Origin of the sequence: Sterolibacterium denitrificans (assembly GCF_900174485.1) — a bacterium.
GTDB classification, from domain to species: Bacteria; Pseudomonadota; Gammaproteobacteria; order Burkholderiales; family Rhodocyclaceae; genus Sterolibacterium; species Sterolibacterium denitrificans.
Window position 1 is genome coordinate 2,001,579 of the sequence record NZ_LT837803.1, and the last position, 26,167, is coordinate 2,027,745.

The window sequence follows — 26,167 nt, forward strand, 5'->3', positions numbered from 1 at the left end:
AAGCACAACAATCGATAACAGGATATTGATATCTTGTTGTATGCTATCAATGCAGGAGTCGCAGTTCACTGACGTGCGTCAACCTTTCTTCGTCGCCAGGCCACGAGATGGCTGACGCAAGTCAACTTCCGTGAATGACCGTCACTGCCGGCGCATCAGAAGCGGCAAACGGCAGGATGAGCAGGATGACCAGAATGACACGCAGCAGGGTCTTGCGTAAAACGATCAGGCGGCGGCGTCGATGTGGGCAACGGCACTGAGCTGCTTGAGATCGTTCAGGCGGATGTTGCGGCGCTCGGTGGTGATGAGACCGCCTTCCTGGAAGCGGCTGAAGATGCGGCAGACGGTCTCCTCGGCCAGCCCGAGGTAATTGCCGATATCGAGGCGCGACATGCTGAGGCGAAACTGGCTGCCCGAATAGTTTCGGCTGGCGAAACGCCGCGAGAGGCTGATCAGGAACTCGGCGATCCGCTCCTCGGCGCTGCACTTGCCAAGCAGCAGCATCAGCTCTTCGTCGCGCCGGATCTGCTCGCTCATGATTTTCATCATTTGGTACTGGATGGCGGGAACATCCCGCAGAACCTCGTCGAGGCAGGCAATGTCGACCTTGCAGACCGACATGGTTTCCAGGGCGCGCGCCTCCGAGGTATAGAAGCGCGAGGCGAGCGCGCTGAGCCCGAGCAACTCGCCGGCCACATGGAAACCCGTGATCTGCACGCGTCCGTCGTCGGTAGTGATGGAAGTCTTCGCCGAGCCGCTGCGGATTGCGTAGATATAACTGAAACGCTCGCGCGGACGAAACAGCAACTGCCCCCGCTTATAGACCTCCTTGCGCTTGACGATCCTGTCGAGAAGCGTCATGTCGGCACGTTCGAGACCGAGCGGCATGCACAGTTGATAAACCCCGCATTGCTTGCAGGCGACGGGTTCGCAAATCTGCAACTGCGTGGCGCGCAGCGGAATTCTTCTGGCCTCCATCACTTGCTCCTTCCCTCGCTCAACCTCGTGTCATCAAGCGCCGTTCCGCTTCGCCGCGCCCTTGGTGCGCTGCGCGGCAGCAAGCTTGTTCGCGCTCGCCGGCATGGCCGGCAACGCCACCAGAGGCAACTCCGAAAGCCGGTACTTGCCGCTCTTCACCGCCGCCGCCAGTTTCTCCAGGGTCTGCTTCTCCAGCAGTTCGACGATTCTGGCCTTGATCGGGCTCCACTTCTCATGCATCGGGCAAGCGGTGGTTTCCGAGCATATCTTCAGACCCATCACGCAGTTCTCCGTCAAGCCGGGCCCCTCGACGAGCGTCAGTATCTTCATCAGGTCGGTTTTCTCGGCCCCCTCGCGCAGACAGAAGCCACCCTGCTTGCCGCGAAACGAATACAGGATGCCGCCACGGCTCAGGCTCTGCATGATCTTGGCAAGATAGGCCGGCGGCACGCTGAGGTATTCGGCAATCGTGCGATTGAGCACCGGCACATTTTCCGGTTGCGTCGCCATGTAGATGAGCGCCTGGATGGCGTACTGACTGGTTCGCGAGAGAATCATGGGTCGAACATCATTCAATAGGTTGGCAACAAACGCCGCGCATCGCGGAAAACGCCGCTACAGTCCGCGACGCAGAGAACACGTACAACACGCCCCGCTTTTCTTTTACATACTAGTACCTTCACATCCGTTTGTCCGTTTTCTGGTCTTGATCGGCGGAAGCCGACTGGGACTGGACAGGGCGATCATCATCCGCTGCAATCGGCCGGTCATCGTCCATCAGGATGCGATAGCCCGGCCCTTCCAGATCGTCGAATTGCCCATCCTTCAGCGACCACCAGAAGGCGATGCCGATCAGGAACACCAGCACCACGGAAATCGGGATCAGCAGATAAAGAATTTCCATCAGTCTGCTTCCTTGCCGTCTCGATGCTGCAGACGCAGCGCATTCAATACCACCAGGAGCGAGCTGGCCGACATGCCTATGCCGGCCATCCAAGGCGTGACGATACCCAGCATTGCGGCCGGAATCGCCAGGATATTGTAGGTGAAAGCCCAGACGAGATTCTGGCGAACCACGCGCAGGGTGCGCCGCGCCAGCACGATCGCCTGCGCCAGCGGCTGCAGGACGTCGCCCAGCATCACGATATCGGCCGCCTTGCGCGCCAGATCGGCGCCGCCGCCCATGGCGATGGAAACCTGGGCCTGCGCCAGCACCGGCGCATCATTGACGCCATCGCCCACCATCGCCACCACGGCGCCTTGCGCCTGCAGACGCTTGATGAAAGCGTGTTTCGCTTCGGGCGACTGCCCGCCATGGGCATCCGCAATGCCGAGCCGGGCAGCCACCGCCGTCACGGTTGCCGGCGCGTCACCGCTGAGGATGGTCAGGCGCATGCCCAGCGATTCCAGGGTGGCGAGCAACGTGGATGCATCGGTACGCAGGCTGTCGCGCATCAGAAAGCAAGCCAGCCAGCCGCTTTCATCGGCCAGGGCAATCACGCTGCCGGCGCTCTTCCGTGCCTCCGTCGGCGCGGTGATCCCGTCTGCCTCGACGAGGCTCTCCTGCCAGCGCGCCATTTCCGTAGGCAGCGGCTGCCCATGCAGTGCGGCGGCGTAGTCCGGCGTGCCGATGCGCACGCGTCGGCCGGCCAGACGCGCCTCGATCCCCTGCCCTGTCGTTGCGCGCACGTCGCTCAGATCATTGACGACGGCGATCTCCCGCTCGGCCGCGGCCTGACGCAGGGCGCTGCCGATCGGATGCTCGGATCCCTGCTCCAGCGCGGCGGCCAGTGCCAGCGCGGCGTCATTCGTTTGACCGGCAAGCGGCAGGATTTCCGCCAGACGCAGCCGCCCTTCCGTCAGCGTTCCGGTCTTGTCGAAAACGAAATGATTGACGCGCGCCAGCGTCTCGATGGCATGGCCGCGCGTCACCAGCACGCCGAGGCGCGAGAAAGCGCCGGTCGCTACCGTCAGCGCCGCCGGCGTAGCCAGCGACAGGGCACAGGGGCAACTGACGACCAGTACCGCCACGAATACCCAGAGCATCCGCGCCGGATCGACGAAATACCAGACCACCGCCGTGGTCAGCGCCAGAACGATCAGCGCGACGACGAAACGCGCCGCGATCCGGTCTGCCATCTCGACCAGACGCGGCTTTTCCAGCGCCGCCCGTTCGACCAGGCGCTGAATCGAAGCCAGGCGCGTTTCCTCGCCCACCCGCGTGACGCGCAGCACCAGCGGACTGGAAACATTCACGCTGCCGCCCACGACCGTATCGCCACGCTGCTTGGGCAGCGGCAGGCTCTCGCCACTCAGCAGGGATTCGTCGGCAGCGCTTTCGCCCTGCAGCACTTCGCCATCGGCAGGGATCCCTTCACCCGGCCTGACCAGCACGATGTCGCTCACCGCCAGTTGCGCCACGGCGATGCGCTCGACGCTCATCCCCGGAAAATCCGTGATGCGTGAAGCAAACGCCGGCAGCGCCCGGGCAATCGCCTCGACGCCGCGCGTGGCCCGCTGCCGCGCCATCATCTCGAAATAGCGTCCGGCGAGCAGGAAGAAAACGAACATCGTCACCGAGTCGAAATAGACTTCGCCCTCCGCCCGCAGCGTGGCCCAGCAACTTGCCGCAAAGGCGCAGCCGATACCTAGCGCCACCGGCACGTCCATGCCGACACGCCATTGTTTCAGATCGCGCCAGGCGGTGCGGAAGAACGGCGCGGACGAATACAGCATGACCGGCAGCGTCAGAACCAGGCTGGCCCAGCGCATCAGTTGCTCGATATCCGGCGTCATCTCGCCTGTGCCGGCCAGGTAGACCGGGATGGCGTACATCATCACCTGCATCATGCCGAAACCGGCCACGAACAGGCGCCACAGCGCGGCGCGCCGCTCCTTCTGCGCCAGTTGTTCCGACAGGGCCGGGTCGAAGGGATAGGCGCGATAGCCGATGGCCGCGATGGCGGCGAGAATCTGCGACAACTTGATGCGGCGCTCGTCCCAGCGCACGCGGGCGCGCCGCGTGGCGTAATTGATGTCGACGGCAGTCACGCCCGGCTGGCGCGCCAGGTGCGCCTCATTCAGCCAGATGCAGGCAGCGCAGGTAATGCCTTCCAGCATCAACGCGGCTTCGCGTTCATGTTCGGAAAGTTGGCCATCCGCCCCGCTGACACGATGCACGAAGCTTTTCTGAATTTCCGGCAGATCGAACAGGCCGACATCCTGCAGCACCATGGGCAAGGCTTCACGCGGACTTTCCGGCAGCGCATCGCGGTGGCGGTAGTAGTCCGTCAGTCCATTGGCCACGATCGCCTGCGCCACGGCCTGGCAGCCGATACAGCACATCGGCTGCACTGCACCATCGATGCACAGCGACAAATCGCAGCCGGACGGGATCGGCAAACCGCAGTGATAACACTGGCCGGTATCCTGCTGCGCGATTTTCGTCATGTCGATATTTCCGTGCTGATGCGGGTCGAACCGCGCATTCTCGATGCTATCGAAGGTTTTAGTCAAACTGCGCGGCAAGCGGTGCAGCTAGAATTACCGGCCATCGCGCATTTCTCACCTGCATCCAGCCAAGCCATACGATGTCGCCGCTGCTGTTGTTCGATTTTCCGCCGAAGCCGGAGCCAGAGCCAGATTCCGGCCAGCCGCGCCGGTTGCTCGCCTTCCGCGCGCCGCAAACCGTGCTCTGCGCCGAGCGCCTCGCGGATGTCGGCGCCGTACTGCGTGCCGCCGAGGCCCACGCCCAGGCCGGCGCCTGGGTGGCGGGCTATGTGGCTTACGATGCCGCGCCGGCATTCGATTCGGCCTTGCGCGTGCCAGCATCGCCCGGTACTGCCGACGCGGCCGCGCAATCCCGGCCTCTGCCACTGGCCTGGTTTGCCGTATTCGACCGGCCCCTCGCGCTCACCGAGACAAGCGAAATCGAGGCCAGGCTCGCCGGCGACGGGCAAGCCCATGAACATGGCCCGTGGCAATCAAGCATCGACGCCACGCGCTTTGCCGAGGACATCGCCCGGTTGCGCCGGCACATCCATGAGGGCGATGCCTACCAGATCAACTACACCCTGCGCCTGAGCGCTTCATTCAGCGGCGATCCGCTGCCCTGGTTCGCCCGTTTGCGCCGCGCCCAGCCGGATGCCTATCACGCCTGTCTCGACCTGGGCCAGGCGCGACACATACTGTCGGCTTCGCCCGAACTGTTCTTTCGCCGCGATGGCGATCGCCTCACCACGCGCCCGATGAAAGGCACGGCGCGGCGCGGCCGCTGGGCGGCAGAGGACCGGCAACTGGCCGACTGGCTGCGCGACTCGGAAAAGAATCGCGCCGAGAATCTGATGATCGTCGACCTGCTGCGCAACGATCTGTCGCGCATCGCCCTGCCGCACAGCGTGGCGGTCAGCAAGTTGTTCGCCGTGGAGCCGCATCCGACGCTGTGGCAGATGACCTCCACCATCCAGGCCACGGCACGCCCCGGCACGACGCTCGAGGAAATTTTCACGGCGCTGTTTCCCTGCGGTTCGGTGACCGGCGCGCCGAAAGCCAAGGCCATGGAACTGATTGCCGGCCTGGAAACCGAGGCACGCGGCGTGTATTGCGGCGCCATCGGCCTGCTTCAGCCTGGCGGCGACGCCCAATTCAGCGTCGCCATCCGTACCCTGACCCTCATCGGCAATACGGCCTGCTACGGTACGGGCGGCGGCATCACCTGGGACTCGACCGCCGCCGACGAATATGCCGAAGCCTTGCTCAAGGCACGTTTTCTCGATGTCGCCGATGAACGCGCGCCGGAGCGGAACTTCGCGCTCTTCGAAACACTGCGCCTGGAAAATGGCCGCTACTGGTTGCTTGAACGCCATTTCGCGCGCTTGAACGATTCGGCGGCCTACTTCGGCTATCCCTGCAATCTCGTCGCCTGCCGGGCGCAGCTCGCCGAACTGGCAACCCGGCAGCCGCAGGGCATCTGGCGGGTACGGCTGGAGCTGACAGCCGACGGCAGCATCGACTGCACCTGCAGCCCTCTGCCCGCAACGCCGAACCGGCCACGCTTTGCGCTGGCCGCGCTACCCGTGCCGCGCGATGCCTGGTGGCTGCACCACAAAACGACGCGCCGCAATGCCTACGAACAGGCGCTCGACACCGCCAGGACGCGGCAGCCGGAAATTTTCGACGTGCTGCTGCACAATGAACAAGGCGAACTGACGGAATTCACCCGCGGCAATCTGGTCGTCGAAATTGCCAGCCAACGCTATACCCCGCCGCAGGACAGCGGCCTGCTCGGCGGCGTCCTGCGTGCCGAACTGCTGGCAACGGGACAGCTGCAGGAGCGGGTATTGACACTCGACGACCTGGCAAACGCCGAACGCATCCTCTTCATCAACAGCCTGCGCGGTGAAATCGCCGTCGAGCCCAGCCGCGAAATCGGGCCGACAAGCTGACAGCCGAAACTGCGTTACACGGTCACCTGTTAGAATTACCCGCCGCATCATGACGACACCGGCCATCATGAAACCGCCCGCCAAGACTGCCGCCGAGCGGCAAAAAGCCTATCGCGAACGCCGCGCCAAGGAAGCCGGCGAGCAGCGCATCAATACCTGGGTAGCCGCCGCCGCGGTACGGTATTTGAATGAACTGGCCTCGCGCCATGGCTTGACGCAGAAGGTGATGCTGGAGCGTCTGATCCTTGGCGCCGACAAGGCCAAGGCAACGCAAGAGCAACCTGCCGCGGAGAAAGAGAAAGCCAAGGCAGAGAAACCCAAGGTTCGGATCAAGGCACCCGCGAACAAACCCATCAAGGCGACTCAACCAACGGCTGTACTGTCGACACCGCCTGTCCAGGCTTCGCTCTGGGACGACTGACGGCAGAAAGTACTCAGCCTTCGGCCAGAAAGGCTCGCCAGTGCGGTTTATCCAGCGCAGCCAGTTGCGCGCGGACGAAGGCGACTTCATCGGCATGCTCGGTCGGCGTGATGGCGCCGCGCATTTTCTGGAAGCGCAGATACACCAGATAGGTATTCACCACATCCGTCTCGCAATAATCGCGGATATCGTCGATGCGCCCGGCCTGCCATTCGTCCCAGACCGCATCGCCGGCCATGACCTGCTTGCCGGGTAGATTCATCAGCTTGGCGAGCTTGTCCAGCGGCGCGGCGGCACGCGGCTGATACATCGCCAGCAGGTCCATCAGATCGAGGTGGCGCATGTGGTAACGCCCGATGTAGTTGTTCCACTTGAAGTCGCGCGAATCGCGATAGTCGCCCTCGCCCATGTCCCAGTAGCGCGGCGCCACGACATCGTGGATCAGGCCGCGATAATGCAGCACCGGCAGATCGAATCCGCCGCCATTCCAGGAGACCAGTTGGGGGGTGAACTTTTCGATGCCGTCGTAGAAACGCTGGATGATCGCGGCCTCGTTCGATTCAGGCTCGGCCAGGGAACGCACCAGAAACTTGTCGCCATCGCGCAGCACATACGAAATGACGACGACTCGCTGCAAATAGTGCGGCAGAAAGTCGCTACCGTTCTTCGCCCGCTGCTTCTGGAAAGCCAGTTCAGCCACCTCGGCATCCGACAGCGCGGCATCCAGCTCGTGCAATACGCGCAGGCCCGCGACGTCGGGAATGGTTTCGATGTCGAAGACCAGCGTCGCACTCATTTGCGCGTCCAGTTGCCGCCGGCGTCCTGCACCCACCAGCCGCCCGGCGCCTTGTCGATCCAGCGCTGGGCAAAGGTGGCGCGGATTTCCGCTTCCCACTCCGGCTTGCCGTTGGCGCGGGCGATCTCGCGATACAGCGCGCTGCGATCGGCATTCTCGGCCGCCACCAGACCATTTACGGCCTGGCGCTGGGCCAGCGGCACGGCATTGGCATCGCGCACTTGCATCGCGCCATCGCGGGTCAAGCCCACCGCGCCGCTGGCCAGATGAGGCTCCAACTGAGCGTAACGAGCGTGCATGCTGCCCTTCAACTGGGTAATTGCCGGCGTATTCGCTTCGAGATTGGCTTGCGCCAGGGCAGGCCCGGCAGACAGCGCGGGAAGCGCCAATGCCGCCAGCAGCAAGCCATGACGGGCCAGTTTCATGATGCCATGGGTATTCATCATTTTTCCTCTCCGGAAACGTTGGGGTTGTCGGCCTTGGCCGGCGCGACGGGAGCTGCCTGCGGCTTGCTCGCGCCTTCCTTCTGCGCCTGCCAGACTTCATCGATGATTTTGTCGGCCATCTTCTCGGCTGCCGCGGCTGGAAAATAGATGTTGATGGTGACGCAGGCTGCCAGCAACAATGCTGGTGCGGCAGCCAGCGTCAGCGTCAACGGCTTGGTGACGGAAATTGCGTTATTTGCTTTCATACAGACCCCATGCAGAATCCAGTGAATTTCTAGCGAACTTCGATCTGGTGGTTGCCGGCGATCACGCCCTTCAGGCGATTCACCAGCTCCTCCCAATCGACCCGGCGATTGTAGCCGATGACATTCAGCGCCGGAATGCCGCCTCCCCTGACCAGCTCGTAGCCCTGGCTTGGCAAACTGCCATCGCCTCCCGGATCGCTCAGGCGCCTTGCCAGGCGATCGATCCGGCGCGGGGGCGCATCAATGCCCGCCATCCAGCAAACGCCGCCGATCAAGCGGCAGCGCAGCCCAATGCTGTCGTAACCGAACGTCTCGAAAATCTGCAGAAAACTGCGCTGGATCGCCGCTGCCGCGCCGGCGCCGCCCAGCGAGGAAATATTCTGCACCGCACGCTGACTGATGCGCTTGCGATAGTCTCCCGGCGTGCTGAGGATGCTCGCATTGAATGCCAGCGGGCGCATGCCGGCCATTTCCAGCCCCTTTACATCGGCATCGATATAGCCGGTGATGCTGCCGAAGGAAAAGGTTTCGGTCAGCATTTCCAGGTCCAGATGGCGAGCCTCGATATTCGCCTGGAGGCGTGGCAGCCTGCCGAACGGATCGATCAGTCTGAGGCCGTCGACCGCCAGATAGCCATCGAATACGGTTACGATCAATTGGCCGTCAAGCAGCATGGTTCCGTTGGCATAGCTGACCTGCGGAATCGCGGCCGACAGTACGCCCGACATCTTCGGCCAGCCCAGTGCCTGGGTCAGCAACGGCATCGAAACCGGCTCCAGTGCTGCGCCGAGGCGCCATTGCCAGGCACCCTCATCATCACCATGACGCGCGGCATGAAAGTTTTCGAACAGCAGCCGGCCATCCAGCAGCGGAATGGCAATGTTCGGCACGTCGAATTCATAGCCGCGCATGGCCAGCGCGGCATCGAAGGCGCCCAGCGGCAGCGCGCCGAAGTTGCCGCCGGCCACCCGGAAATGCCCCTGGGTTGCCACATCGCGCCGCCATGGGATCCGCGCCTCCAGCCCCTGGATGGCATGTTTGCCCGCCTCGATTTTCGCTGCGGCAAGCGTGATGTCGGCACGGCTGAGTCCTTTGGCATCGAATGCCGCACTGATCTGCCCTCGCCCTTCGACCGCCAGTTGCATGCCGGCACGGGCGTCGATGAAGGGTTGCACGAACTGCGGAATCAGGGTCGCCAGATCGAGGCTGTCGGTATTCAGTTCGGCGGCAAGCAGCCGGCCCGGCCGCTTGCCGTCTGCCGGCTGCCAGTGCATGGAACCTGCAAGCTGGCCAATGTCGTCCAGCCTCAACGTGGCCTGTTCCACCTGCCAGGACTGCGGCGCGTAGCTTCCCGTTGCCGCAAGACGCATCGCGCCGGCGCGATACAGCGGCGCGACATACAGCTCGCCCTGTGGCCAGTCGAGCCGGGTCTGCCACTGCCAGGCATTTTTACGCCGCTCGGCGGTCAACTCGAGATTCGCAGTGATCTTGTCGCCCGCATGCAGGCCAGCAGTATCGGCAAATGCCGCATCATGCAGCGCGACGCGCATCTCGGCGCGGCTGGCATCGAGGCGCGCCTGCAGCGTGAAGCGGCCCGCCGGATGCCAAGCTGCCAGTTCGGGCAGCAACTGCGCCAGACTGCCCAGCTCACCTTGTTGCAGCTGCAGCTCCAGGCGTTTGCTGGCGGTATGCCAAGTGAACTCCACGGGCAAAGTCCTGGCGGCGGCAGCTTGCGCAATCCGTAACTCGCCACGCCGGCAACTGGCTTGTGCGCTCGACCAGACGAAACTGGCGCAATGCAGACGCAAGGCTTCGAGTTTGCGCTCACCCAGTTGCAAGGCGCCGACTTCCAAATCCGCCGCGCCGGAGGGAGCCAGACGCAGGGTGACGCGTCGCGCCGAAAAAGCCGGATGATCGACGGCATCGAGCGCAACTTCGAGCTGCTGCGCCTGCGCAGGCAGGACAAACGTCAGCAACAGGCAAAAAAGGACGGTGCGGAAGATGCGGAACATGTCGTCATTGTCGAGCGGATGCCGCAGAAATGCCAGAAATCACACGGCTCATCCTGATTCGGCTCCGGCTCCGGAGCCTGGGTTCGTCCTGCCGACCGGCGCGCGAACCCAAGCACTCAGGCTGGAAACACGCCTGTCGACAAATAGCGATCACCACGGTCGCAGACGATGGTGACGATGACGGCATTTTCGACGCGCGATGCCACGCGCATCGCGACGGCAAGCGCGCCACCCGACGAAATGCCGCAAAAGATACCTTCTTCGCGGGCCAGGCGACGCGTGTAATCCTCGGCGGCTGCCTGGCCAACCGATTCGGTCACATCGATGCGGCCCGGCTCAAAGATTTTCGGCAGATAGGCTTCGGGCCACTTGCGGATACCGGGAATCTGCGCCCCGTCCTCGGGCTGGCAGCCGACGATCTGCACCGCCGGATTCCGCTCCTTGAGATAGCGCGAAACGCCCATGATGGTGCCCGTGGTGCCCATGCTGCTGACGAAATGGGTGATGCGTCCCTGCGTGCCCTGCCAGATTTCCGGGCCGGTGCTGCGGTAATGCGCCAGCGGATTGTCGGGATTGGAGAACTGATCGAGGATGATGCCGCGCCCTTCGCTGCGCAGCTTGTCGGCAAAATCGCGCGCGGCTTCCATGCCGCCCGTCCTGGCAGTCAACACCAGCTCGGCACCGAACGCGCGCATGGTCTGGCGGCGTTCGACACTCTGATTTTCCGGCATCACCAGGATCAGATGATAGCCACGCATGGCGGCCGCCATCGCCAGAGCGATGCCGGTATTGCCGCTGGTGGCTTCGATCAGTGTGTCTCCCGGCTTGATTTCGCCGCGCGCCTCGGCACCGAGAATCATCGACAGCGCCGGCCGATCCTTGACCGAACCTGCCGGATTGTTTCCCTCCAGCTTGGCCAGGATCACATTGTTGCGTTTTTCGTTGTCGGCGCCCGGAATGCGCTTGAGACGCACCAGCGGCGTATTACCGACGAATTTTTCCAGCGTTTCAATGATGTCTTCCCCTGGCGCATCGCCGAAGCCTGGCTACGGCTTCGGCGATGCGCGGTATTCAGTATCGGTGTTACGTCAATCTGGTTTCTTGTTCTGCTTCTCAGCTTTCTTTTCGGCTTTTTTATCGGCCTTGCCGTCCACCTTTTTGTCCGTCCTGGCTTTTGACGCTCCGGCTGCCGCGCTCACGCCGGTCGTCGCCCCCGTGACGGTAATTTCGCTCTTCAGCTTGTCGAAGATGCCGTCACCGATGCCTTTCACCCGCTTGAGGTCCTCGGCATTCTTGAACTTCCCGTTTTGAGTGCGATCGTCGATGATGGCCTGGGCTTTGGCCGGTCCGACACCCGGCAACTGTTCCAACTCTTCAAGCGTCGCAGTGTTGATATTAACAGCAGCAAAGGCACACTGAACAGCAACCAGCCAGGCAAACAGAACATAGAACAGCTTTTTCATGATACGCACTCCTTTCGTGGTTGAAAAACTCAGGTTTGCAGCAACTGCCCGACATACCTGGCAACCCCCTCCTCCACCGTGGCGAATTCGCCCTGGTAGCCCGCTGCACGCAGCAAGGAGAGGTCTGCCTGGGTAAAGCTCTGATATTTGCCCTTCAGGGCTTCGGGAAAGGCGATGTATTCGATGATGCCCTGCGCCTGCAATTCGTTCAGCGACAGCGCGGCCTGCCCTGCTGCGGTCCGGCAGGCATTGACGGTGGCGACGGCAACGTCGTTGAAGGATTGCGCCCGGCCGCTGCCCAGGTTGAAGATGCCCGGACGGGGATGGTCCAGAAAATGCAGTTTCACCTTGACCACATCCTCGACGGCAACGAAGTCGCGCAACTGCTCGCCATTGCCGCGTCCATCGCAGCCCTCGAACAGCCGCACCTTGCCTTCGGCGCGGTACTGATTGGTGAAGTGGAAAGCCACCGAGGCCATGCGCCCCTTGTGCTGTTCGCGCGGGCCATAGACGTTGAAATAGCGGAAACCGCTCACCGGCGAGCTTGCCCCCGGCAGGCAGCGGCGCACCCGCTGATCGAACAGAAACTTGGAATAGGCGTACACATTGAGCGGCGCCTCGCATTCGCGCGACTCGCGAAATTCGCTGCCGCCGCCGTACACCGAAGCCGACGAGGCATACAGAAAATCCACTTCCTGATCGAGGCAGAAGTCGAGCAGGCTTGCCGAATAGCGATAGTTGTTCTGCATCATGTAGCGCCCGTCGCTCTCCATGGTATCGGAGCAGGCGCCTTCGTGCAGCACGGCTTCGACGCAGCCATCAAACTGTCCCTGTTCGAGCAATTCGAGAAACTCCTGCTTGTCGAGATAGTCGGCAATTTCACAATCGACGAGATTGCGGAATTTTCCGGAATTCTTCAGATTATCGACTGCAATGATATTGTTGATGCCACGATCATTCAGCCCCTTGACCAGGTTCGCGCCGATGAAACCTGCCGCGCCCGTGACGATATAATACATTGACATATTAACAAGCTCCTTTGAGTTCATCAAGTGTGGCAACCGCCGTACCGAGCTTGCCGACGACGACTCCCGCCGCGCGGTTGGCCAGCGACATGGCCGCCGCCAGATCCAGACCGCTGGCAAGCATGACGGCCAGGGTGGCAATCACGGTGTCGCCGGCACCGCTGACATCGAACACCTCGCGGGCGATGGCCGCCTCGTGCTTCATGCCATCCGCCTGAAACAGCGACATTCCCTCTTCCGAGCGCGTGACCAGCAAGGCATCCAGTGCCAGTCTGGTCCGCAACTTTTGCGCCTTTTCGGCCAGCTCGGCATCATCGATCCAGCGTCCCGTGACCTGGCGCAATTCGCTGCGGTTCGGCGTCAGCAGCGTGGCACCGGCATAACGCTCGTAGTCGTCGCCCTTGGGATCGACCAGCACCGGCTTGCCGGCGCTGCGTGCCATGCGGATCATTTCGGTAATGTGCGTCAGGCCGCCCTTGCCGTAGTCCGACAGCACCACCACATCGCAGTGCGGCAGGCGCGCGGCGAATTCCGCCAGTTTCTCGCGCAGGACTTCGTGCGTCGGCCAGGTCTCGAAATCGATGCGCAGCAGTTGCTGCTGGCGACCGACGACGCGCAATTTCACCGTCGTCGCCAATGCCGGATCTTCATGCAGACGGGCATCGATCTTCTCGGCGGCAAGCAATCTTTCCAGGCTGCGCCCGGCTTCATCCGTGCCAACGACGGAAAGCAAGGTCGCCTGCGCGCCAAGCGCGGCGATATTGCGCGCCACGTTGGCCGCACCGCCAAGGCGCTCTTCTAGACGCTCGACTTTCACCACGGGTACCGGCGCTTCCGGAGAAATCCGGCTCACCTCGCCGAACCAGTAGCGGTCCAGCATCATGTCGCCGACGACGAGTACACGCGCCCTGGATGTATCTGGAATCATGTTCATGGCTTGTCCATGGTCAGGTAGACGAATCCCGCGGCAAGGCATGCCCGACGGAACCCGAAATTGGGATGAGGGTGAGGACGCAAACCGGGAATTCTAGCGGGCTCCAGGCCGGTATTGCACACGCGGGCAAAGACGAACGACGGCAAACCAATGGCCAATCGCGAGCATTGCCCGCCACTGCCGCATTACGGTTGCAGATCGAATTCTTCCGTGCGTTTCGGCAGATAGGTTTCCCAGCCGCCGCAGGCCGGGCAACGCCAATAGAACTGGCGCGCCTTGAAGCCGCAACTGTCGCAACGATAGCGGGCGACGCGGCGGGTATGCGTGTGGATCAGGTTCTTGACCAGCTCCAGGTCGGCCCGCTGTTCCTGCGGAGCGATCTGCGTTTGCGCTTCGTAGAATTTGTCGAGTCCCAGCAGGGTCGGATTGCGCCGCAGCTCGTCACGCACCAGCCGATAGGCCGCCTCGGGGCCTGCCGACTGAAACTCGGAGTGATACACCGTATCCAGCAGATCCAGCGACGGGTGCTCGGCAAACCAGCCGCGCAGCAAGCGCATGCCGGCTTCCTCACGTCCTTCCTTGCGGAAGGCTTCGAGCAGCTTGGGCGCCACCAGCGACAGATACACCGGACTTTGCTGCTCGATGCGTTTCCAGAATTCAATGGCGGCAGCCGTGTCATTCTCTGCCAGTGCGACTTCGCCTTGCAGCAGCGTGGCGCGCACGCACTTGCGATTCACGGCAAGCGCGGCATCGAGATGATGGTGAGCTTCGACCAGTTGGCCGTGCAACAAAGCCGAGGCAGCCAGTTCGCAATGGAAATTGGCGATCTCCTTCTGCCACAGATGACCGGCATGTTCCGGCAGACTGCGGGCGATCTCGATCGAGCGCGGCCAGTCTTTTCCCTGCTGATAGATTTCGAGCAAAAAACGCAGGGCTTCCTCATCGCGCTGCGTGCCGCGCAATTTGACGAAAATATCTTCGGCATGATCGAGCAGGCCCGCCTTGAGATAGTCCTGCCCCAATTCCGACAAGGCGTGCAGACGCTGTTCATCGGATAGCTGGCCCAATTGGCCTTCCACATCGTTGCTGCGCTCGATCAGGTTCTGATGCACGCGGATGGCGCGATCCACCTCGCCACGGCGGCGAAACAGATTGCCGAGAGCGAAATGCAACTCTATGGTTTCCGGATCGATCTTGGCCGCTTCGATGAAAGCCTCGATGGCCTTGTCCGGCTGCTCGTTGAGCAGGAAGTTCAGACCCTTGAAATAGGAACGCGGCAGGGTGCGCGATTCACGCACCAGATGCTTGATGTCTATGCGCGCGGCCACCCAGCCGAACACAAAAAACAGTGGCAGGGCCAGCAGCCACCAAAGCTGAATCTCGAATCCGCCAGGCATCTCAGTGAGTGCTCAACGGACGTTAACGGGTTGAGGGCGCATCGGCGGGTGGATTGTGGTTGCCCGCGGCAACACGCAGAGCATGAGCCTGGCTGATTTCGTGAACATGCAGTTGATCCTGCAACCGGCTGATTTCACGGCGTTGCCGGATCATGGTTGCCAAGCCGGCCGTGATGCCGACCACCGTACCAGCGATGAAACTGCCGAGTATGACCAGGGACAGCGCCACCTGCCAGGCATTGTCGAAATAGAGGCGCAACTCCACCGGCCCGCTGTTCTTGATGGCAAGGCCAAACAGCACGATGAAGATGATGATGCGTAATGACCAGACCAGGATGCGCATCGCCGCTCACATGGATATTGATATTGTCGAGATCAGCCCGGCTCCCCACCACTGCCGATCACCTGATCGACGCGTTCCCGCAATTCCTTGCCAGCCTTGAAATGGGGCACGTGCTTTTCGGGCACGCTCACCTTTTCGCCGGACTTGGGATTGCGGCCGATACGCGGTGGCCGGTAGTTGAGCGCGAAACTGCCGAAACCGCGAATCTCGATGCGATCACCGCGCGCCAGCGCTTCGGTCATCGCATCGAGGATCATCTTCACGGCAAGGTCCGCGTCCTTGGCGACCAACTGGGGAAAACGTGCAGCCAGCCGGTCGATCAACTCGGACTTTGTCATATGCAACTCAATGTCTCAACGGGTCAGGATCAGATGGGTTATTGCGAGGCGTTCAGCTTCGCCTTGAGCAAGGCGCCCAGGCTGGTCGTGCCCGTCGAGGCGGAACCGCTCTCGGAAGCCAGCTTCTGCATCGCATCGTTCTGCTCGGCCTGATCGCGTGCCTTGATCGAAAGACTGATGCCGCGCGTCTTGCGATCGACATTGATGATCATGGCCTCGACGCTGTCACCTTCCTTGAACAAGGTGCGCAGGTCTTCGACACGGTCGCGCGAAGCTTCCGAAGCGCGCAGATAACCTTCGATGTCGCCACCCAGATCGATTACCGCACCACGCTGATCCACCGTCTTGACGCTGCCCTTGACGATGCTGTTCTTGTCGTGCATGGCCACGAAGCTAGTGAACGGATCGCCTTCCATCTGCTTGATGCCCAGCGAGATACGCTCCTTCTCGACGTCGATGGAGAGCACCAGCGCCTCGATTTCGTCGCCCTTCTTGAAGTTCTGCTTGGCTTCCTCGCCCGTGGTCGACCAGGACAGGTCGGACAGATGCACCAGGCCGTCAATGCCGCCGGGCAGACCGATGAAGATACCGAAATCGGTGATCGACTTGATCGCGCCCCTCACCTTGTCGCCCTTCTTGTGATTCATGGCGAAGTCGTCCCACGGATTCGACTGGCACTGCTTCATGCCCAGCGAGATGCGGCGGCGCTCCTCGTCGATTTCGAGGATCATGACTTCAACCTCGTCGCCGAGCTGGACGACCTTGGACGGATGGATGTTCTTGTTGGTCCAGTCCATTTCCGAGACGTGCACCAGGCCTTCGATGCCCTGCTCGACTTCGACGAAGGCACCGTAGTCGGTCAGGTTGGTGACCTTGCCGAACAGGCGGGTGCCGGACGGATAGCGGCGCGAGATACCGATCCACGGATCGTCGCCGAGCTGCTTCATGCCCAGGGAGACGCGGTTCTTCTCCTGGTCGAACTTGAGGATCTTGGCTTCGACTTCATCGCCGACCGACAGCACTTCGGACGGATGACGCACGCGGCGCCAGGCCAGATCGGTGATGTGCAGCAGACCGTCGATGCCGCCGAGATCGACGAACGCGCCGTAATCGGTGATGTTCTTGACGATGCCCTTGACGACGGAACCTTCCTTGAGGTTTTCCAGCAGCGACTGGCGCTCTTCGCCAAGGTTGGCCTCCATCACGGCGCGGCGCGACATGACGACGTTGTTGCGCTTGCGGTCGAGCTTGATGACCTTGAATTCGAATTCCTTGCCTTCGAAAGGCGTGGTGTCCTTAACCGGACGGATATCGACCAGCGAGCCGGGCAGGAAGGCGCGGATGCCGTTGACCATGACGGTCAGGCCGCCCTTCACCTTGCCGGTGATCAGGCCCTTGACCAGGGTACCTTCGTTCATCGCCTTGTCGAGATCGTTCCAGGCGGCGATGCGCTTGGCCTTTTCGCGCGAGAGGCGGGTTTCGCCATAGCCGTCTTCGAGCATTTCGATGGCGACGCTGACGTAGTCGCCCGGCTTGGCTTCGATCTCGCCGCGTTCGTTCTTGAACTCGTCGAGGGGAATGAAACTTTCGGACTTGAGGCCGGCATTGACCACGACGTGGTTGTGATCAACGCGCACGACTTCGGCGGTAATGACTTCGCCGGCGCGCATTTCCTGGCGCTCGAGGCTTTCGGCGAACAGCGCGGCAAAACTTTCCATGCCGGCGGGTGATGGGGTGGAAGCTGCAAGGGACATGATGATTTGACCTGAAGAATTAAAATCGCAACGCAAAACGCATCCGCGTCATTTGCAAACAACCCGAACTGCACACTGCGACTGCAAGTTGAAAACCGCCACCGACGCGCGAACGCACGATGATGGCACCTGGGATTCCCCGGAGTCCGGGCATGAACCGGAAAACTCGACGGGAATCTTGCTGCTGCGCGGCGACGGGACTGTTCAGGCGGCGCGTGCCCGATACCACGTCAGCACCGCCTGGACCGCCTGCTCGATCGACATCTGCGTCGTATCGAGCAGCTCCGCATCCGCGCATTTCTGCAGGGGAGCGACGCTGCGCGCGGCATCGCGCGCATCACGCTCCTGCAAGTCCTGCAAAAGGGTCGAGATATTAGCAGACATCCCTTTTTCGATCAACTGCTTATGGCGTCGATTGGCGCGTTCTTCGGCTGTTGCGGTGAGAAACACCTTGAGCGCGGCATCCGGAAACACCACCGAGCCCATGTCGCGGCCATCCGCCACCAGCCCCGGCGCCTGGCGATAGGCGCGCTGGCGTTCGAGCAGCGCGGCACGCACTGCCGGCAGGGCTGCGACCCTGGAAGCGCCTGCCGAACATTCCTCACGGCGAATCGCCTCGGTCGCCGGCTCGCCGCCGAGCAGGATTTCGCCGCCGACGAAAGCCGCCGGCAGGCTCGCCGCCAGTGCCGCAACGCGCGCCTCGTCGTCGAGTGCGATGCCGGCACGCAGCGCCGCCAGCGCCGTCAACCGGTACAGCGAGCCGCTGTCGAGATAATGGAAGCCGAGCGCCTGCGCCACCAGCGCGGCCACCGTGCCCTTGCCGGATGCCGACGGGCCGTCGATGGCGATGACGGGAGTCGGAAGCGGGCCGCTCATTTCACCACCCTGGCAAATTCGCTGAAATACTCGGGGAAAGTCTTGGCCACGCACTGCGGATCGTTGATGCGCACCGGCACGCCACCCAGCGCCGCCAGCGAGAAGCACATCGCCATGCGATGGTCGTCGTAGGTATCGATGGTCACATTAGAGGCGAAGCCCACGGCAGGCGGCGTGACGCGGAGATAGTCGGCGCCCTCCTCGGCCGTCGCGCCGAGCTTGCGCAGCTCGGTGGCCATCGCCGCGATGCGGTCGGTCTCCTTGACGCGCCAACTGGCGATGTTGCGCAGCGTGCACGGACCATCGGCGAACAGCGCCAGCACCGCCAGCGTCATCGCCGCATCCGGGATGTGGTTGAAATCGGCATCGAAGGCGCGCAGCTTGCCGGCAGCGGGAGAACGCGCCTCGATCCAGTTGGCGCCCATCTCGATGCGCGCGCCCATCGCCTGCAGCGCCTCGGCGAAGAGCACGTCGCCCTGGATGCTGTCGCGGCCGACGCCCTCGACGCGCACCGGGCCGCCGCCGATCGCCCCGGCGGCCAGGAAATACGAGGCGCTCGAAGCATCGCCCTCGACGCACAGCACGCCCGGACTGCGGTAGCGGCTGCCGGCAGGGATGCGGAAGCGCTGCCAGCCCTCGCGCTCGACATTGACTCCGAAGCGGCGCAGCAGGTTGAGGGTGATCTCGATGTAGGGCTTGGAGATCAGCTCGCCGACCACCTCGATCTCGGCAGCCTGCCCGGCCAGCGGCAGCGCCAGCAGCAGCGCGGTGAGAAACTGCGAGGAGACGTCGCCGCGCACGCGGATCGGCAGTGAAAAATCTGCCTGGCCGGGAAAGATTTCCAGCGGCGGAAAGCCGGCGTTGCCCGTGTAGCGGATGTCGCAGCCGAGCGCGTTCAGCGCATCGACCAGGTCGCCGATCGGCCGCTCATGCATGCGCGCCACGCCGGAGAGCCTGAAATGTCCGCCGGACAAGGCCAGCAGCGCGGTCAGCGGGCGGAACGCGGTGCCGGCGTTGCCGAGGAACAGTTCGGTCTCGCGCACCGGCAGCGCGCCGCCGCAGCCCTGCACCTGCAGTGCCTGTTCGCCGCATGGCGTCGTCCTCACGCCGAGCTTGCGCAAGGCTTCCAGCATCACGCGGGTATCGTCGGAATCGAGCAGGTCGCGGATCTCGGTGCTGCCTTCGGCGACCGCCGCCAGCAGCAGCACGCGATTGGAAATGCTCTTCGAGCCGGGCAGCCGAACCGTGCCGGAAGCCTGGCTGGCGGCGGAAAGATCGAGGAATTCGAGGCGGGGAGAGGTCATCGGAAATCTGTCTTGAATGAAAGCGGAAGCAAGGCGCTCAACCGACGCAGCCCACGGCGGCCGAAATTCGGCTCGGCGACTTCGCCACGGCGATCAGCTCGCTGCGCACGGCAACCACCTCGGCCAGCATCGACAGCGCGATCTCGGCCGGCGTATGGCTGCCGATCGGAATGCCGGCCGGCGCGTGCAAACGGTCGATCTGCTCGGGCGTCAGATCGAACAGGCCCAGGCGGATGCGCCGCTTGGCGCTGGTGCGAGGCGAACCGAGCGCGCCGATGTAGAAGGCGTCGGACTTGAGCCCTTCGAGCAGCGCCATGTCGTCGACCTTGGGATCGTGCGCCGTGGTGATGATGGCCGTGCACGGATCGATACCCAGCGCCAGGAGCGCGTCATCGGGCATGCCTTCGAGCAGCCGCGCCTCGGGTACGTCCCACTGCGCGCGGTATTCCAGGCGCGGATCGGTAACATGCACGACGAAATCCAGCATCAGCGCCATGCGCGCCAGATAGCGCGCCAGATGGCCGGCACCGACGATGACGATGCGCCAGCGCGGCCCATGCACGTTCCTCAGCAGCTTGCCGTCATAGTCGAAGCCGTCGTCGGCACTCGCCGCGGCCAGCCTCGCCACGCCGCTGCCCATCTCCAGCGTGCGACAGACGCGGCGACGCTGGCGAATCTCGGCGACGCTGCGCGCAATCGTCTCGGCATCCCGAATCGGCTCGACCACCACCACCATGGTGCCGCCGCAAGGCAGGCCGAAGCGGCGCGCCTCGTCGGCCGAGACGCCATAGGAGGCGGCATAGGGCTTTTCCGGAAACTCGCGGTCGATGCGCTCGACCAGATGTTCCTCGATGCAGCCGCCGGACACCGAGCCGGCAAAGCGCCCATCCTCGGCCACTGCCAGCAGCGAACCCACCGGCCGCGGTGCCGAGCCCCACGTCTCGGCCACCGTCACCAGCGCCACGCGGACGCCTTCCTGCAGCCAGTCAAGCGCATTTTCAAGTACGTAGAGATCGGAGGAGCTCATGGTCGGCATGGTCAGCGCAGCAGTGATCGACGGCACCCGAATGACGGATTACAGCGCAAGACCGGGATAGCAGGACAAACCGTGCATTTTAGCGCCTGCCTGGCATGCAGGGGCCGGCAGCGCTGCCGCCGGTTTCAAGCCGTCGCCTCACCATTGTGGCTGGCAACCATCGCACGGAAGCGTTGCTTGCTGATGAAAATGAAAGTTCCCTCGCAACTCGCCGTGAGCATGCCGTTGGCGCGGATTTCGCCTCTGAGCAGATTCTTCCGCCCGCTGACCTCGACCACGCGGCCAACCAGCTCGAGTTCGGTATTCAGCGGCGTCGGATGATGGAAGCGGGTGGTCAGCGTGCCGGTCACCCCCGGCTGGCCGGTGAGCCGCTGCGCCATGCCGAGGAAGTGATCGAACAACGCACAGACGAAACCGCCATGCACGCTGGAAGGCGGCCCCTCGTATTGCCAGCCGAGCGTGGCGCGGCCATGCGCCGTATCACCTTCGAGCCATAGCAGCAGCGGCGGCGCGAGCGGATTGCTCCGCCCGCTCAGAGGATTCGTCTCGCGGGCAATGTCGCCCCAGCTTCCCATCCGGCCCTGCTCGAATTCGGCAAAAGCCGCGCGACCGTGCATTTGCGGCGCCTCGGCCAGCAACTCGGCCTGAGCGTGCAGACTCCGCGCCAGCGCGCGCATCACCGCCGCATCGCTGGTCGTGGTGGCCATCAAGCCGATCAGGCGGCGCAGCGCATCCGCCGCCTCACGCCGCGCTGCCCAATCCGCATTGGGCGGCGGCGCCTGCGGATCGGAAATATCCAGCATCACGTGCTGCCGGTCGGAGTCGATATCGTTGGCATCGTTGGAATCTTCATGCTTCATGGCGGTGACTTTCTCTGCTAAAAATGCCCTGCGCCGCCCAGTGGAAACGTGGAATCCGGCAGATGTGGCGACATCCGGCCGCAGGGACTGCACGGCAGCGCAGGCGATCATCGAATCGTCAATATACCTTAGCCTGCATCACGGCCACCGCATCGCAATCACTTGAAGCACCTGCCATAAGCGGCTAACCTCCGTCTGCAAAACACCGCTGCAGCGCTTGACGCACCATGACGCGCCGCCCTTGTCTCCCGTTCTGCATCCAGATCGACCACCATGAGCGAACACCAGCCCAACCCACCCAACCCCGAACTCTATGGCCACGCCGACCTGCTGGCGCATCTGAATGGCGGCGAGCCACTGGACCAGCGGCTGGCGGTGATCCATGAAGCGCTGTACACCATGGTCGGCTGCATCGATCGCATCTCGGTCGCCAGCTACGACCCGGCCACCGATTTGCTGAAGACTTTTCTTGCCAGCTCGCCGGGACGCAACGACCTGGTGCGTTATGAAGCCCGCCTTGCCGATACGCCTTCGCTGGCCGAAATCCTCAAGGCCGGCCGACCGCGCATCATCAATGACCTGCGCCTGACCCGGCAAAGCCAGCGCACGCACAGCAAGATCATTTCCGAAGAGGGTTATCGCTGCAGCTACACCACGCCGATGTATCTGAACGGCAGGTGCTGGGGCTTCATTTTTTTCGATTCGCGCCAGCCTGGCCCGCTGCCCGAAGCGGTGTTGAATCAACTGGACATCTTCGCCCACCTGATTTCTGCCGTCGTCACGGCCGAAATGATGACCGTGCGCACGCTCGCGGCCGCCATCAAGACGGCCCATGACATGGTGCATTTCCGCGATCCGGAAACCGGCAGCCACATCGACCGCATGGCGCGCTACTCGCGCCTGATCGCCCAGCACCTGTCCGCCACGGGCGCAGCCACGCTGGATGACGAAACCATCGAACGCATCTTCCAGTTCGCCCCACTGCACGACATCGGCAAAATGGCGATTCCCGATCGCATCCTGCTGAAACCGGGACGCCTGTCGCCGGAAGAACGCGAGGAAATGAAGCTGCACACCCTGCGCGGCCACGAAATGATCGAAGACATCGTGCGCAACTTTGGCCTGGATCATCTCGACCGTCTCGATCTGCTGAAGAACATCGCCGAGTCGCACCATGAAGCCATGGACGGCAGCGGCTATCCGCACGGCCTGCGCGGCGATGAGATTCCCCTGGAGGCGCGCATCATCGCCGTTGCCGACGTATTCGACGCGCTGACCAGCTCACGCCCTTACAAGCCTTCCTGGAGCAATGAGGAAGCCTTTGCCTGGCTGCGCCAGTTGTCGCGCAGCAAATTCGACGAGGATTGCGTCGATGCACTGATCTTCAATGCGGCAAAGGTGCGGGAAATCCAGCAGCAATTCCGGGACGATCCGTCCATCGCCAACTGAACCCATCAGCGGAAAACCATCATGGAGGCATGGAAAAAACACTGGGGCGCAAGTCAGTGGGCGGCATTTTTCGAGACGAAGAAGCTGCCGGTAATGACGCGCACCAAGCAACTGGTGAGCACAACCGTCGAAGAACGTGGAGAACAGCTTGCGCCGCAGGATCTGGCCGCCATCGCTCTCGGCGATCCACTGCTCTGCCTGCAACTGCTGCGTGAAGCGGAGCGCATCCGCAGCAGCCGTCTGGGTACGGAAACCACCACCGTGCTGCATGCCGTCATGCAACTGGGTGTCGACAAGGTCTGCCGGCTGCTGCTCAATAGCGCCGAGGCAGACGCAAGCGCCGCCGGTTTTGCCTACGTCGAAGCGCGCTCGGCGCTGGCCGCGCGGGTCGCCATGCGCTGGGCGCCGGGGCGCGCCGATCTCAATCCGCAGGAAGTCGCCCTGGCCGCCCTGCTCACCGACACTGGCGAGCTGCTGCTGTGGCTTTACGCGCCGGAACTGGCGCAGGCCGCGCTGGATGAACTGCACTCCGGCCGCGCCAGCCGCTCGGCCCAGGCCCAGAGCCAGGCCTGCGGCTTCACTTTCAAGGAACTGACGATGCACTGCGCTGAAATCTGGAACCTGCCGGCGCTGTTGCGCAAGCTGCTGCAGGGTGCTGCCTCCGAGCGCGCCCTGCTGACCCGCATCTGCACCGATTTTGCCCGTCACGCGATGAGCCGGGACGACACCGCAACGCAAGCGCTGGTGGCCGACCTGCTGGCCATCCGAAAATTGATGCCGAATGCGAGCTTCAACTGGCTGGTCGAAAACATCAGCGAGCTCGACATGGAGCACCGCCTGCACCTGGCCGCACTGGCCGAATCCGCATATCTGCAGAACAACTGACGGCCCTGCCGGCAGACGTGCGCATTGCGCGCCGGCAGCTCACGTGAAAAAATCCCCGGTTTGCCTGTCTGCATCGGCCAGCCTGCGCTACCGAACTGCACTCAATATTCAACACTCGACATTCATCCTGCGTACCAAACTACAGAACGACCCATGGCCAAACAGACTTACGACGAATCCTCCTTCCGCGTCCTCAAGGGACTGGAGCCGGTGCGCGAACGCCCCGGCATGTACACCGAAACCTCCTCGCCCACCCACATCCTGCAGGAAGTCATCGACAACGCCGCCGACGAGGCCCTGGCCGGCCACGCCCGCAACATCCACGTCAAGCTGCACGCCGACGGTTCGGCCTCGGTCACCGACGACGGGCGCGGCATCCCCGTCGGCCTGCATCCCGAGGAAAAAATTCCCGTTGCCGTGTTGGCCTTCACCCGCCTCCATGCCGGCGGCAAGTTCGACAAGAAAGCCGGCAACAGCGCTTACGCCTTCTCGGGCGGTCTGCATGGCGTGGGCGTGGCGGTAACCAACGCCCTGAGCACGCGCATCGAAGTCGAAATCCGCCGCGATGGCAAGATCCACACGCTGGGTTTTGCCGATGGCGGCGAACAGGTTTCGCCGATCGACATCGTTGGCGAGGCGGGCAAGCAAAGCGGCACGCGGGTGCGCATCTGGCCCGATGCAAAATATTTCGACAGCGCGAAATTCAATCTCGCCACCCTGGAACGCGCCCTGCGCTCCAAGGCGGTGCTGCTGTCCGGCGTGGCCGTGCAGCTCGACATCGAGCAGGCCGATGGCAGCATCGCCAGCAAATCCTGGCATTACGCCGACGGCATCCGCGGCTATCTGGCCGACCTGGCCGGCGATGCCGAACCCATCGCGCCCTTGTTCAGCGCCGAACGCCACGTCACCGAAGACGGCGACTACGCGATCGGCGAAGGCGCCGCCTGGGTACTGGGCTGGTATGCGGAAGGCGCGCCGGCCTCCGAATCCTACGTCAACCTGATCCCGACCTCCCTGGGTGGCACGCATGAATCCGGCCTGCGCGCCGGCGTCTTCGAAGCCGTCAAATCCTTTGCCGAACACCATGCGCTGTTGCCGCGCGGAGTGAAAATGCAGCAGGATGACGTCTGCGGCCGCATGGCCTTCATCCTCTCGGTACGGCTACTCGACCCGCAATTCCAGGGACAGATCAAGGAAAAACTGAACAGCCGCGAAGCCGTCAAGCTGGTCTCCGGCATCGTTCGCGACATGCTGGAGAACTGGCTCAACGGCCATGTCGAGCATGGCAAGGCGATTGCCGAGCTGGCGATCAGACAGGCACTGGCGCGGCAGAAGTCGGCGCAGAAAATCGAGAAGAAGAAATCCTCCGGCGTGGCCGTGCTGCCGGGCAAGCTTTCCGATTGCGAATCGGAGGACATCGGCGAAAACGAACTCTTCCTCGTCGAAGGCGATTCCGCCGGCGGCTCGGCCAAGCAAGGCCGCGACCGCGAGATCCAGGCTATCCTGCCGCTGCGCGGCAAAGTGCAGAACGCCTTCGAGATCGACGCCAACCAGCTCTACGCCAACCGTGAAATCCATGACATTGCCGTGGCTCTCGGCGTCGAACCGCACGCGCCGGACGCTCCTGACGCCGTGCTGGCCAACCTGCGCTACGGCAAGCTCATCATCATGGCCGATGCCGACGTCGATGGCAGCCACATCCAGACCTTGTTGCTGACGCTGTTTTACCGCCACTTCCCGAAGCTCATCGACAATGGCCACGTCTGGATCGCCCAGCCGCCGCTGTATCGCGTCGATGTCGCCGCGCAAGGCAAGGGCAAGCCGGCCAAGCGTCTCTACGCGCTCGACGACGGCGAGCTGGAGGCCATCCAGGAGCGCCTGGCCAAGGAAAAGGTCGCGCCCAACCATATCGAAGTCGGCCGCTTCAAGGGACTTGGCGAAATGAATCCGCAGCAACTGCGCGAAACCTCGATGGACCCGGCCACCCGGCGCATGCTGCGCGTCACCCAGCGCCCCGGCGCCGATGAGGAAACCCGCCGGATGTTTTCGCTGCTGATGGCCAAGGGCGAGTCCGGCAACCGCCGCACCTGGATGGAACAGAAAGGCAGCGCCGTCGAAGCCGACCTCTGAATCCTGAAAACCTGCTGCTGCAAAACCGACT

The 26,167-nt window shown here is 63.0% G+C and carries 25 protein-coding genes; 5 read left to right on the forward strand and 20 right to left on the reverse strand.

The features are described from left to right. Positions 1-225: 225 nt before the first annotated feature. The 4 genes from fnr to SDENCHOL_RS09060 form a co-directional block, all read right to left on the reverse strand. On the reverse strand, positions 226-978 hold the full coding sequence (fnr, locus tag SDENCHOL_RS09045) for a fumarate/nitrate reduction transcriptional regulator Fnr (protein WP_154716935.1): 753 nt from the start codon (positions 976-978) through the stop codon (positions 226-228). A 33-nt stretch (positions 979-1,011) separates the two neighbouring features. Next, the gene (locus tag SDENCHOL_RS09050; RefSeq protein ID WP_154716936.1) at positions 1,012-1,536 is read right to left on the reverse strand and encodes an RrF2 family transcriptional regulator; all 525 of its coding nucleotides are present in this window, start codon (positions 1,534-1,536) and stop codon (positions 1,012-1,014) included. A gap of 121 nt (positions 1,537-1,657) precedes the next feature. Continuing rightward, complete coding sequence (gene ccoS / locus SDENCHOL_RS09055; RefSeq protein WP_154716937.1) at positions 1,658-1,882, reverse strand: cbb3-type cytochrome oxidase assembly protein CcoS; 225 nt, start codon at positions 1,880-1,882, stop codon at positions 1,658-1,660. Then, on the reverse strand, positions 1,882-4,428 hold the full coding sequence (locus tag SDENCHOL_RS09060) for a heavy metal translocating P-type ATPase (protein ID WP_154716938.1): 2,547 nt from the start codon (positions 4,426-4,428) through the stop codon (positions 1,882-1,884). Before SDENCHOL_RS09060 ends, ccoS begins: the two co-directional genes overlap by 1 nt. Before the next feature lie 140 nt (positions 4,429-4,568). Between SDENCHOL_RS09060 and pabB the strand changes: the two genes are divergently transcribed. Next, a complete protein-coding gene (gene pabB / locus SDENCHOL_RS09065) occupies positions 4,569-6,422 on the forward strand; it encodes an aminodeoxychorismate synthase component I (protein ID WP_154716939.1) in 1,854 nt (617 codons plus the stop codon). Positions 6,423-6,471: 49 nt separating this feature from the next. Beyond that, positions 6,472-6,843: a hypothetical protein gene (locus SDENCHOL_RS09070; protein ID WP_154716940.1), complete on the forward strand. Its 372-nt coding sequence runs from the start codon at positions 6,472-6,474 to the stop codon at positions 6,841-6,843. A gap of 13 nt (positions 6,844-6,856) precedes the next feature. Here the strand turns inward: SDENCHOL_RS09070 and SDENCHOL_RS09075 are convergent, their stop codons facing one another. From SDENCHOL_RS09075 to SDENCHOL_RS09150, 16 genes are all read right to left on the reverse strand, one after another. Beyond that, a complete protein-coding gene (locus tag SDENCHOL_RS09075) occupies positions 6,857-7,639 on the reverse strand; it encodes a 3'-5' exonuclease (RefSeq protein ID WP_154716941.1) in 783 nt (260 codons plus the stop codon). Then, positions 7,636-8,064 carry a YdbL family protein gene (locus SDENCHOL_RS09080; RefSeq protein WP_154717424.1) on the reverse strand — a complete coding sequence of 143 codons (429 nt, stop codon included), beginning with the start codon at positions 8,062-8,064 and terminating at the stop codon, positions 7,636-7,638. Before SDENCHOL_RS09080 ends, SDENCHOL_RS09075 begins: the two co-directional genes overlap by 4 nt. A gap of 17 nt (positions 8,065-8,081) precedes the next feature. Then, positions 8,082-8,330: a hypothetical protein gene (locus SDENCHOL_RS09085; protein WP_231912956.1), complete on the reverse strand. Its 249-nt coding sequence runs from the start codon at positions 8,328-8,330 to the stop codon at positions 8,082-8,084. Positions 8,331-8,359: 29 nt separating this feature from the next. Further along, positions 8,360-10,342, reverse strand: a complete 1,983-nt coding sequence (locus SDENCHOL_RS09090) for a hypothetical protein (protein WP_154716942.1) — start codon at positions 10,340-10,342, stop codon at positions 8,360-8,362. A 116-nt stretch (positions 10,343-10,458) separates the two neighbouring features. After that, positions 10,459-11,358 (reverse strand): cysteine synthase CysM, encoded by a 900-nt coding sequence (gene cysM / locus SDENCHOL_RS09095; RefSeq protein ID WP_154716943.1) that lies wholly within the window; start codon positions 11,356-11,358, stop codon positions 10,459-10,461. Between the two features lie 72 nt (positions 11,359-11,430). Then, positions 11,431-11,805 (reverse strand): ComEA family DNA-binding protein, encoded by a 375-nt coding sequence (locus SDENCHOL_RS14635; protein WP_154716944.1) that lies wholly within the window; start codon positions 11,803-11,805, stop codon positions 11,431-11,433. Between the two features lie 29 nt (positions 11,806-11,834). Beyond that, on the reverse strand, positions 11,835-12,824 hold the full coding sequence (rfaD, locus tag SDENCHOL_RS09105; RefSeq protein WP_154717426.1) for an ADP-glyceromanno-heptose 6-epimerase: 990 nt from the start codon (positions 12,822-12,824) through the stop codon (positions 11,835-11,837). 7 nt (positions 12,825-12,831) lie between these two features. Next, positions 12,832-13,764, reverse strand: a complete 933-nt coding sequence (gene rfaE1 / locus SDENCHOL_RS09110; RefSeq protein WP_154716945.1) for a D-glycero-beta-D-manno-heptose-7-phosphate kinase — start codon at positions 13,762-13,764, stop codon at positions 12,832-12,834. Positions 13,765-13,949: 185 nt separating this feature from the next. Next, positions 13,950-15,161, reverse strand: coding sequence for a lipopolysaccharide assembly protein LapB (gene lapB / locus SDENCHOL_RS09115; protein WP_154716946.1), 1,212 nt, complete (start codon positions 15,159-15,161; stop codon positions 13,950-13,952). A gap of 22 nt (positions 15,162-15,183) precedes the next feature. Continuing rightward, on the reverse strand, positions 15,184-15,504 hold the full coding sequence (locus SDENCHOL_RS09120) for a LapA family protein (RefSeq protein WP_154716947.1): 321 nt from the start codon (positions 15,502-15,504) through the stop codon (positions 15,184-15,186). A gap of 32 nt (positions 15,505-15,536) precedes the next feature. Further along, positions 15,537-15,842 (reverse strand): integration host factor subunit beta, encoded by a 306-nt coding sequence (locus SDENCHOL_RS09125; RefSeq protein ID WP_154716948.1) that lies wholly within the window; start codon positions 15,840-15,842, stop codon positions 15,537-15,539. Between the two features lie 38 nt (positions 15,843-15,880). Beyond that, positions 15,881-17,560 carry a 30S ribosomal protein S1 gene (gene rpsA, locus SDENCHOL_RS09130; protein ID WP_154717427.1) on the reverse strand — a complete coding sequence of 560 codons (1,680 nt, stop codon included), beginning with the start codon at positions 17,558-17,560 and terminating at the stop codon, positions 15,881-15,883. 240 nt (positions 17,561-17,800) lie between these two features. Next, positions 17,801-18,472, reverse strand: coding sequence for a (d)CMP kinase (cmk, locus tag SDENCHOL_RS09135; protein WP_154716949.1), 672 nt, complete (start codon positions 18,470-18,472; stop codon positions 17,801-17,803). Then, on the reverse strand, positions 18,469-19,776 hold the full coding sequence (gene aroA, locus SDENCHOL_RS09140) for a 3-phosphoshikimate 1-carboxyvinyltransferase (RefSeq protein WP_154716950.1): 1,308 nt from the start codon (positions 19,774-19,776) through the stop codon (positions 18,469-18,471). Before aroA ends, cmk begins: the two co-directional genes overlap by 4 nt. Positions 19,777-19,813: 37 nt before the next feature. Then, positions 19,814-20,812: an XdhC family protein gene (locus tag SDENCHOL_RS09145; protein ID WP_231912957.1), complete on the reverse strand. Its 999-nt coding sequence runs from the start codon at positions 20,810-20,812 to the stop codon at positions 19,814-19,816. Between the two features lie 125 nt (positions 20,813-20,937). Further along, positions 20,938-21,672, reverse strand: coding sequence for a PaaI family thioesterase (locus SDENCHOL_RS09150; protein WP_197706888.1), 735 nt, complete (start codon positions 21,670-21,672; stop codon positions 20,938-20,940). A 273-nt stretch (positions 21,673-21,945) separates the two neighbouring features. Here SDENCHOL_RS09150 and SDENCHOL_RS09155 point away from each other — a divergent pair, with 273 nt between their 5' ends. From SDENCHOL_RS09155 to SDENCHOL_RS09165, 3 genes are all read left to right on the forward strand, one after another. After that, a complete protein-coding gene (locus SDENCHOL_RS09155) occupies positions 21,946-23,121 on the forward strand; it encodes an HD domain-containing phosphohydrolase (RefSeq protein WP_154716951.1) in 1,176 nt (391 codons plus the stop codon). Positions 23,122-23,142: 21 nt separating this feature from the next. Further along, positions 23,143-24,006, forward strand: a complete 864-nt coding sequence (locus SDENCHOL_RS09160; protein ID WP_154716952.1) for an HDOD domain-containing protein — start codon at positions 23,143-23,145, stop codon at positions 24,004-24,006. A 153-nt stretch (positions 24,007-24,159) separates the two neighbouring features. Then, positions 24,160-26,136, forward strand: a complete 1,977-nt coding sequence (locus SDENCHOL_RS09165) for a DNA topoisomerase IV subunit B (protein WP_154716953.1) — start codon at positions 24,160-24,162, stop codon at positions 26,134-26,136. Positions 26,137-26,167 lie beyond the last annotated feature (31 nt).

Bases quoted from the DNA above. Each gene is read 5' to 3' on its own strand.
- fnr (WP_154716935.1), bottom strand. From the start codon at position 978: ATGGAGGCCAGAAGAATTCCGCTGCGCGCCACGCAGTTGCAGATTTGC.
- SDENCHOL_RS09050 (WP_154716936.1), bottom strand. From the start codon at position 1,536: ATGATTCTCTCGCGAACCAGTCAGTACGCCATCCAGGCGCTCATCTAC.
- ccoS (WP_154716937.1), bottom strand. From the start codon at position 1,882: ATGGAAATTCTTTATCTGCTGATCCCGATTTCCGTGGTGCTGGTGTTC.
- SDENCHOL_RS09060 (WP_154716938.1), bottom strand. From the start codon at position 4,428: ATGACGAAAATCGCGCAGCAGGATACCGGCCAGTGTTATCACTGCGGT.
- pabB (WP_154716939.1), top strand. From the start codon at position 4,569: ATGTCGCCGCTGCTGTTGTTCGATTTTCCGCCGAAGCCGGAGCCAGAG.
- SDENCHOL_RS09070 (WP_154716940.1), top strand. From the start codon at position 6,472: ATGACGACACCGGCCATCATGAAACCGCCCGCCAAGACTGCCGCCGAG.
- SDENCHOL_RS09075 (WP_154716941.1), bottom strand. From the start codon at position 7,639: ATGAGTGCGACGCTGGTCTTCGACATCGAAACCATTCCCGACGTCGCG.
- SDENCHOL_RS09080 (WP_154717424.1), bottom strand. From the start codon at position 8,064: ATGAAACTGGCCCGTCATGGCTTGCTGCTGGCGGCATTGGCGCTTCCC.
- SDENCHOL_RS09085 (WP_231912956.1), bottom strand. From the start codon at position 8,330: ATGAAAGCAAATAACGCAATTTCCGTCACCAAGCCGTTGACGCTGACG.
- SDENCHOL_RS09090 (WP_154716942.1), bottom strand. From the start codon at position 10,342: ATGTTCCGCATCTTCCGCACCGTCCTTTTTTGCCTGTTGCTGACGTTT.
- SDENCHOL_RS14635 (WP_154716944.1), bottom strand. From the start codon at position 11,805: ATGAAAAAGCTGTTCTATGTTCTGTTTGCCTGGCTGGTTGCTGTTCAG.
- rfaD (WP_154717426.1), bottom strand. From the start codon at position 12,824: ATGTATTATATCGTCACGGGCGCGGCAGGTTTCATCGGCGCGAACCTG.
- rfaE1 (WP_154716945.1), bottom strand. From the start codon at position 13,764: ATGAACATGATTCCAGATACATCCAGGGCGCGTGTACTCGTCGTCGGC.
- lapB (WP_154716946.1), bottom strand. From the start codon at position 15,161: ATGCCTGGCGGATTCGAGATTCAGCTTTGGTGGCTGCTGGCCCTGCCA.
- SDENCHOL_RS09120 (WP_154716947.1), bottom strand. From the start codon at position 15,504: ATGCGCATCCTGGTCTGGTCATTACGCATCATCATCTTCATCGTGCTG.
- SDENCHOL_RS09125 (WP_154716948.1), bottom strand. From the start codon at position 15,842: ATGACAAAGTCCGAGTTGATCGACCGGCTGGCTGCACGTTTTCCCCAG.
- rpsA (WP_154717427.1), bottom strand. From the start codon at position 17,560: ATGGAAAGTTTTGCCGCGCTGTTCGCCGAAAGCCTCGAGCGCCAGGAA.
- cmk (WP_154716949.1), bottom strand. From the start codon at position 18,472: ATGAGCGGCCCGCTTCCGACTCCCGTCATCGCCATCGACGGCCCGTCG.
- aroA (WP_154716950.1), bottom strand. From the start codon at position 19,776: ATGACCTCTCCCCGCCTCGAATTCCTCGATCTTTCCGCCGCCAGCCAG.
- SDENCHOL_RS09145 (WP_231912957.1), bottom strand. From the start codon at position 20,812: ATGCCGACCATGAGCTCCTCCGATCTCTACGTACTTGAAAATGCGCTT.
- SDENCHOL_RS09150 (WP_197706888.1), bottom strand. From the start codon at position 21,672: ATGAAGCATGAAGATTCCAACGATGCCAACGATATCGACTCCGACCGG.
- SDENCHOL_RS09155 (WP_154716951.1), top strand. From the start codon at position 21,946: ATGAGCGAACACCAGCCCAACCCACCCAACCCCGAACTCTATGGCCAC.
- SDENCHOL_RS09160 (WP_154716952.1), top strand. From the start codon at position 23,143: ATGGAGGCATGGAAAAAACACTGGGGCGCAAGTCAGTGGGCGGCATTT.
- SDENCHOL_RS09165 (WP_154716953.1), top strand. From the start codon at position 24,160: ATGGCCAAACAGACTTACGACGAATCCTCCTTCCGCGTCCTCAAGGGA.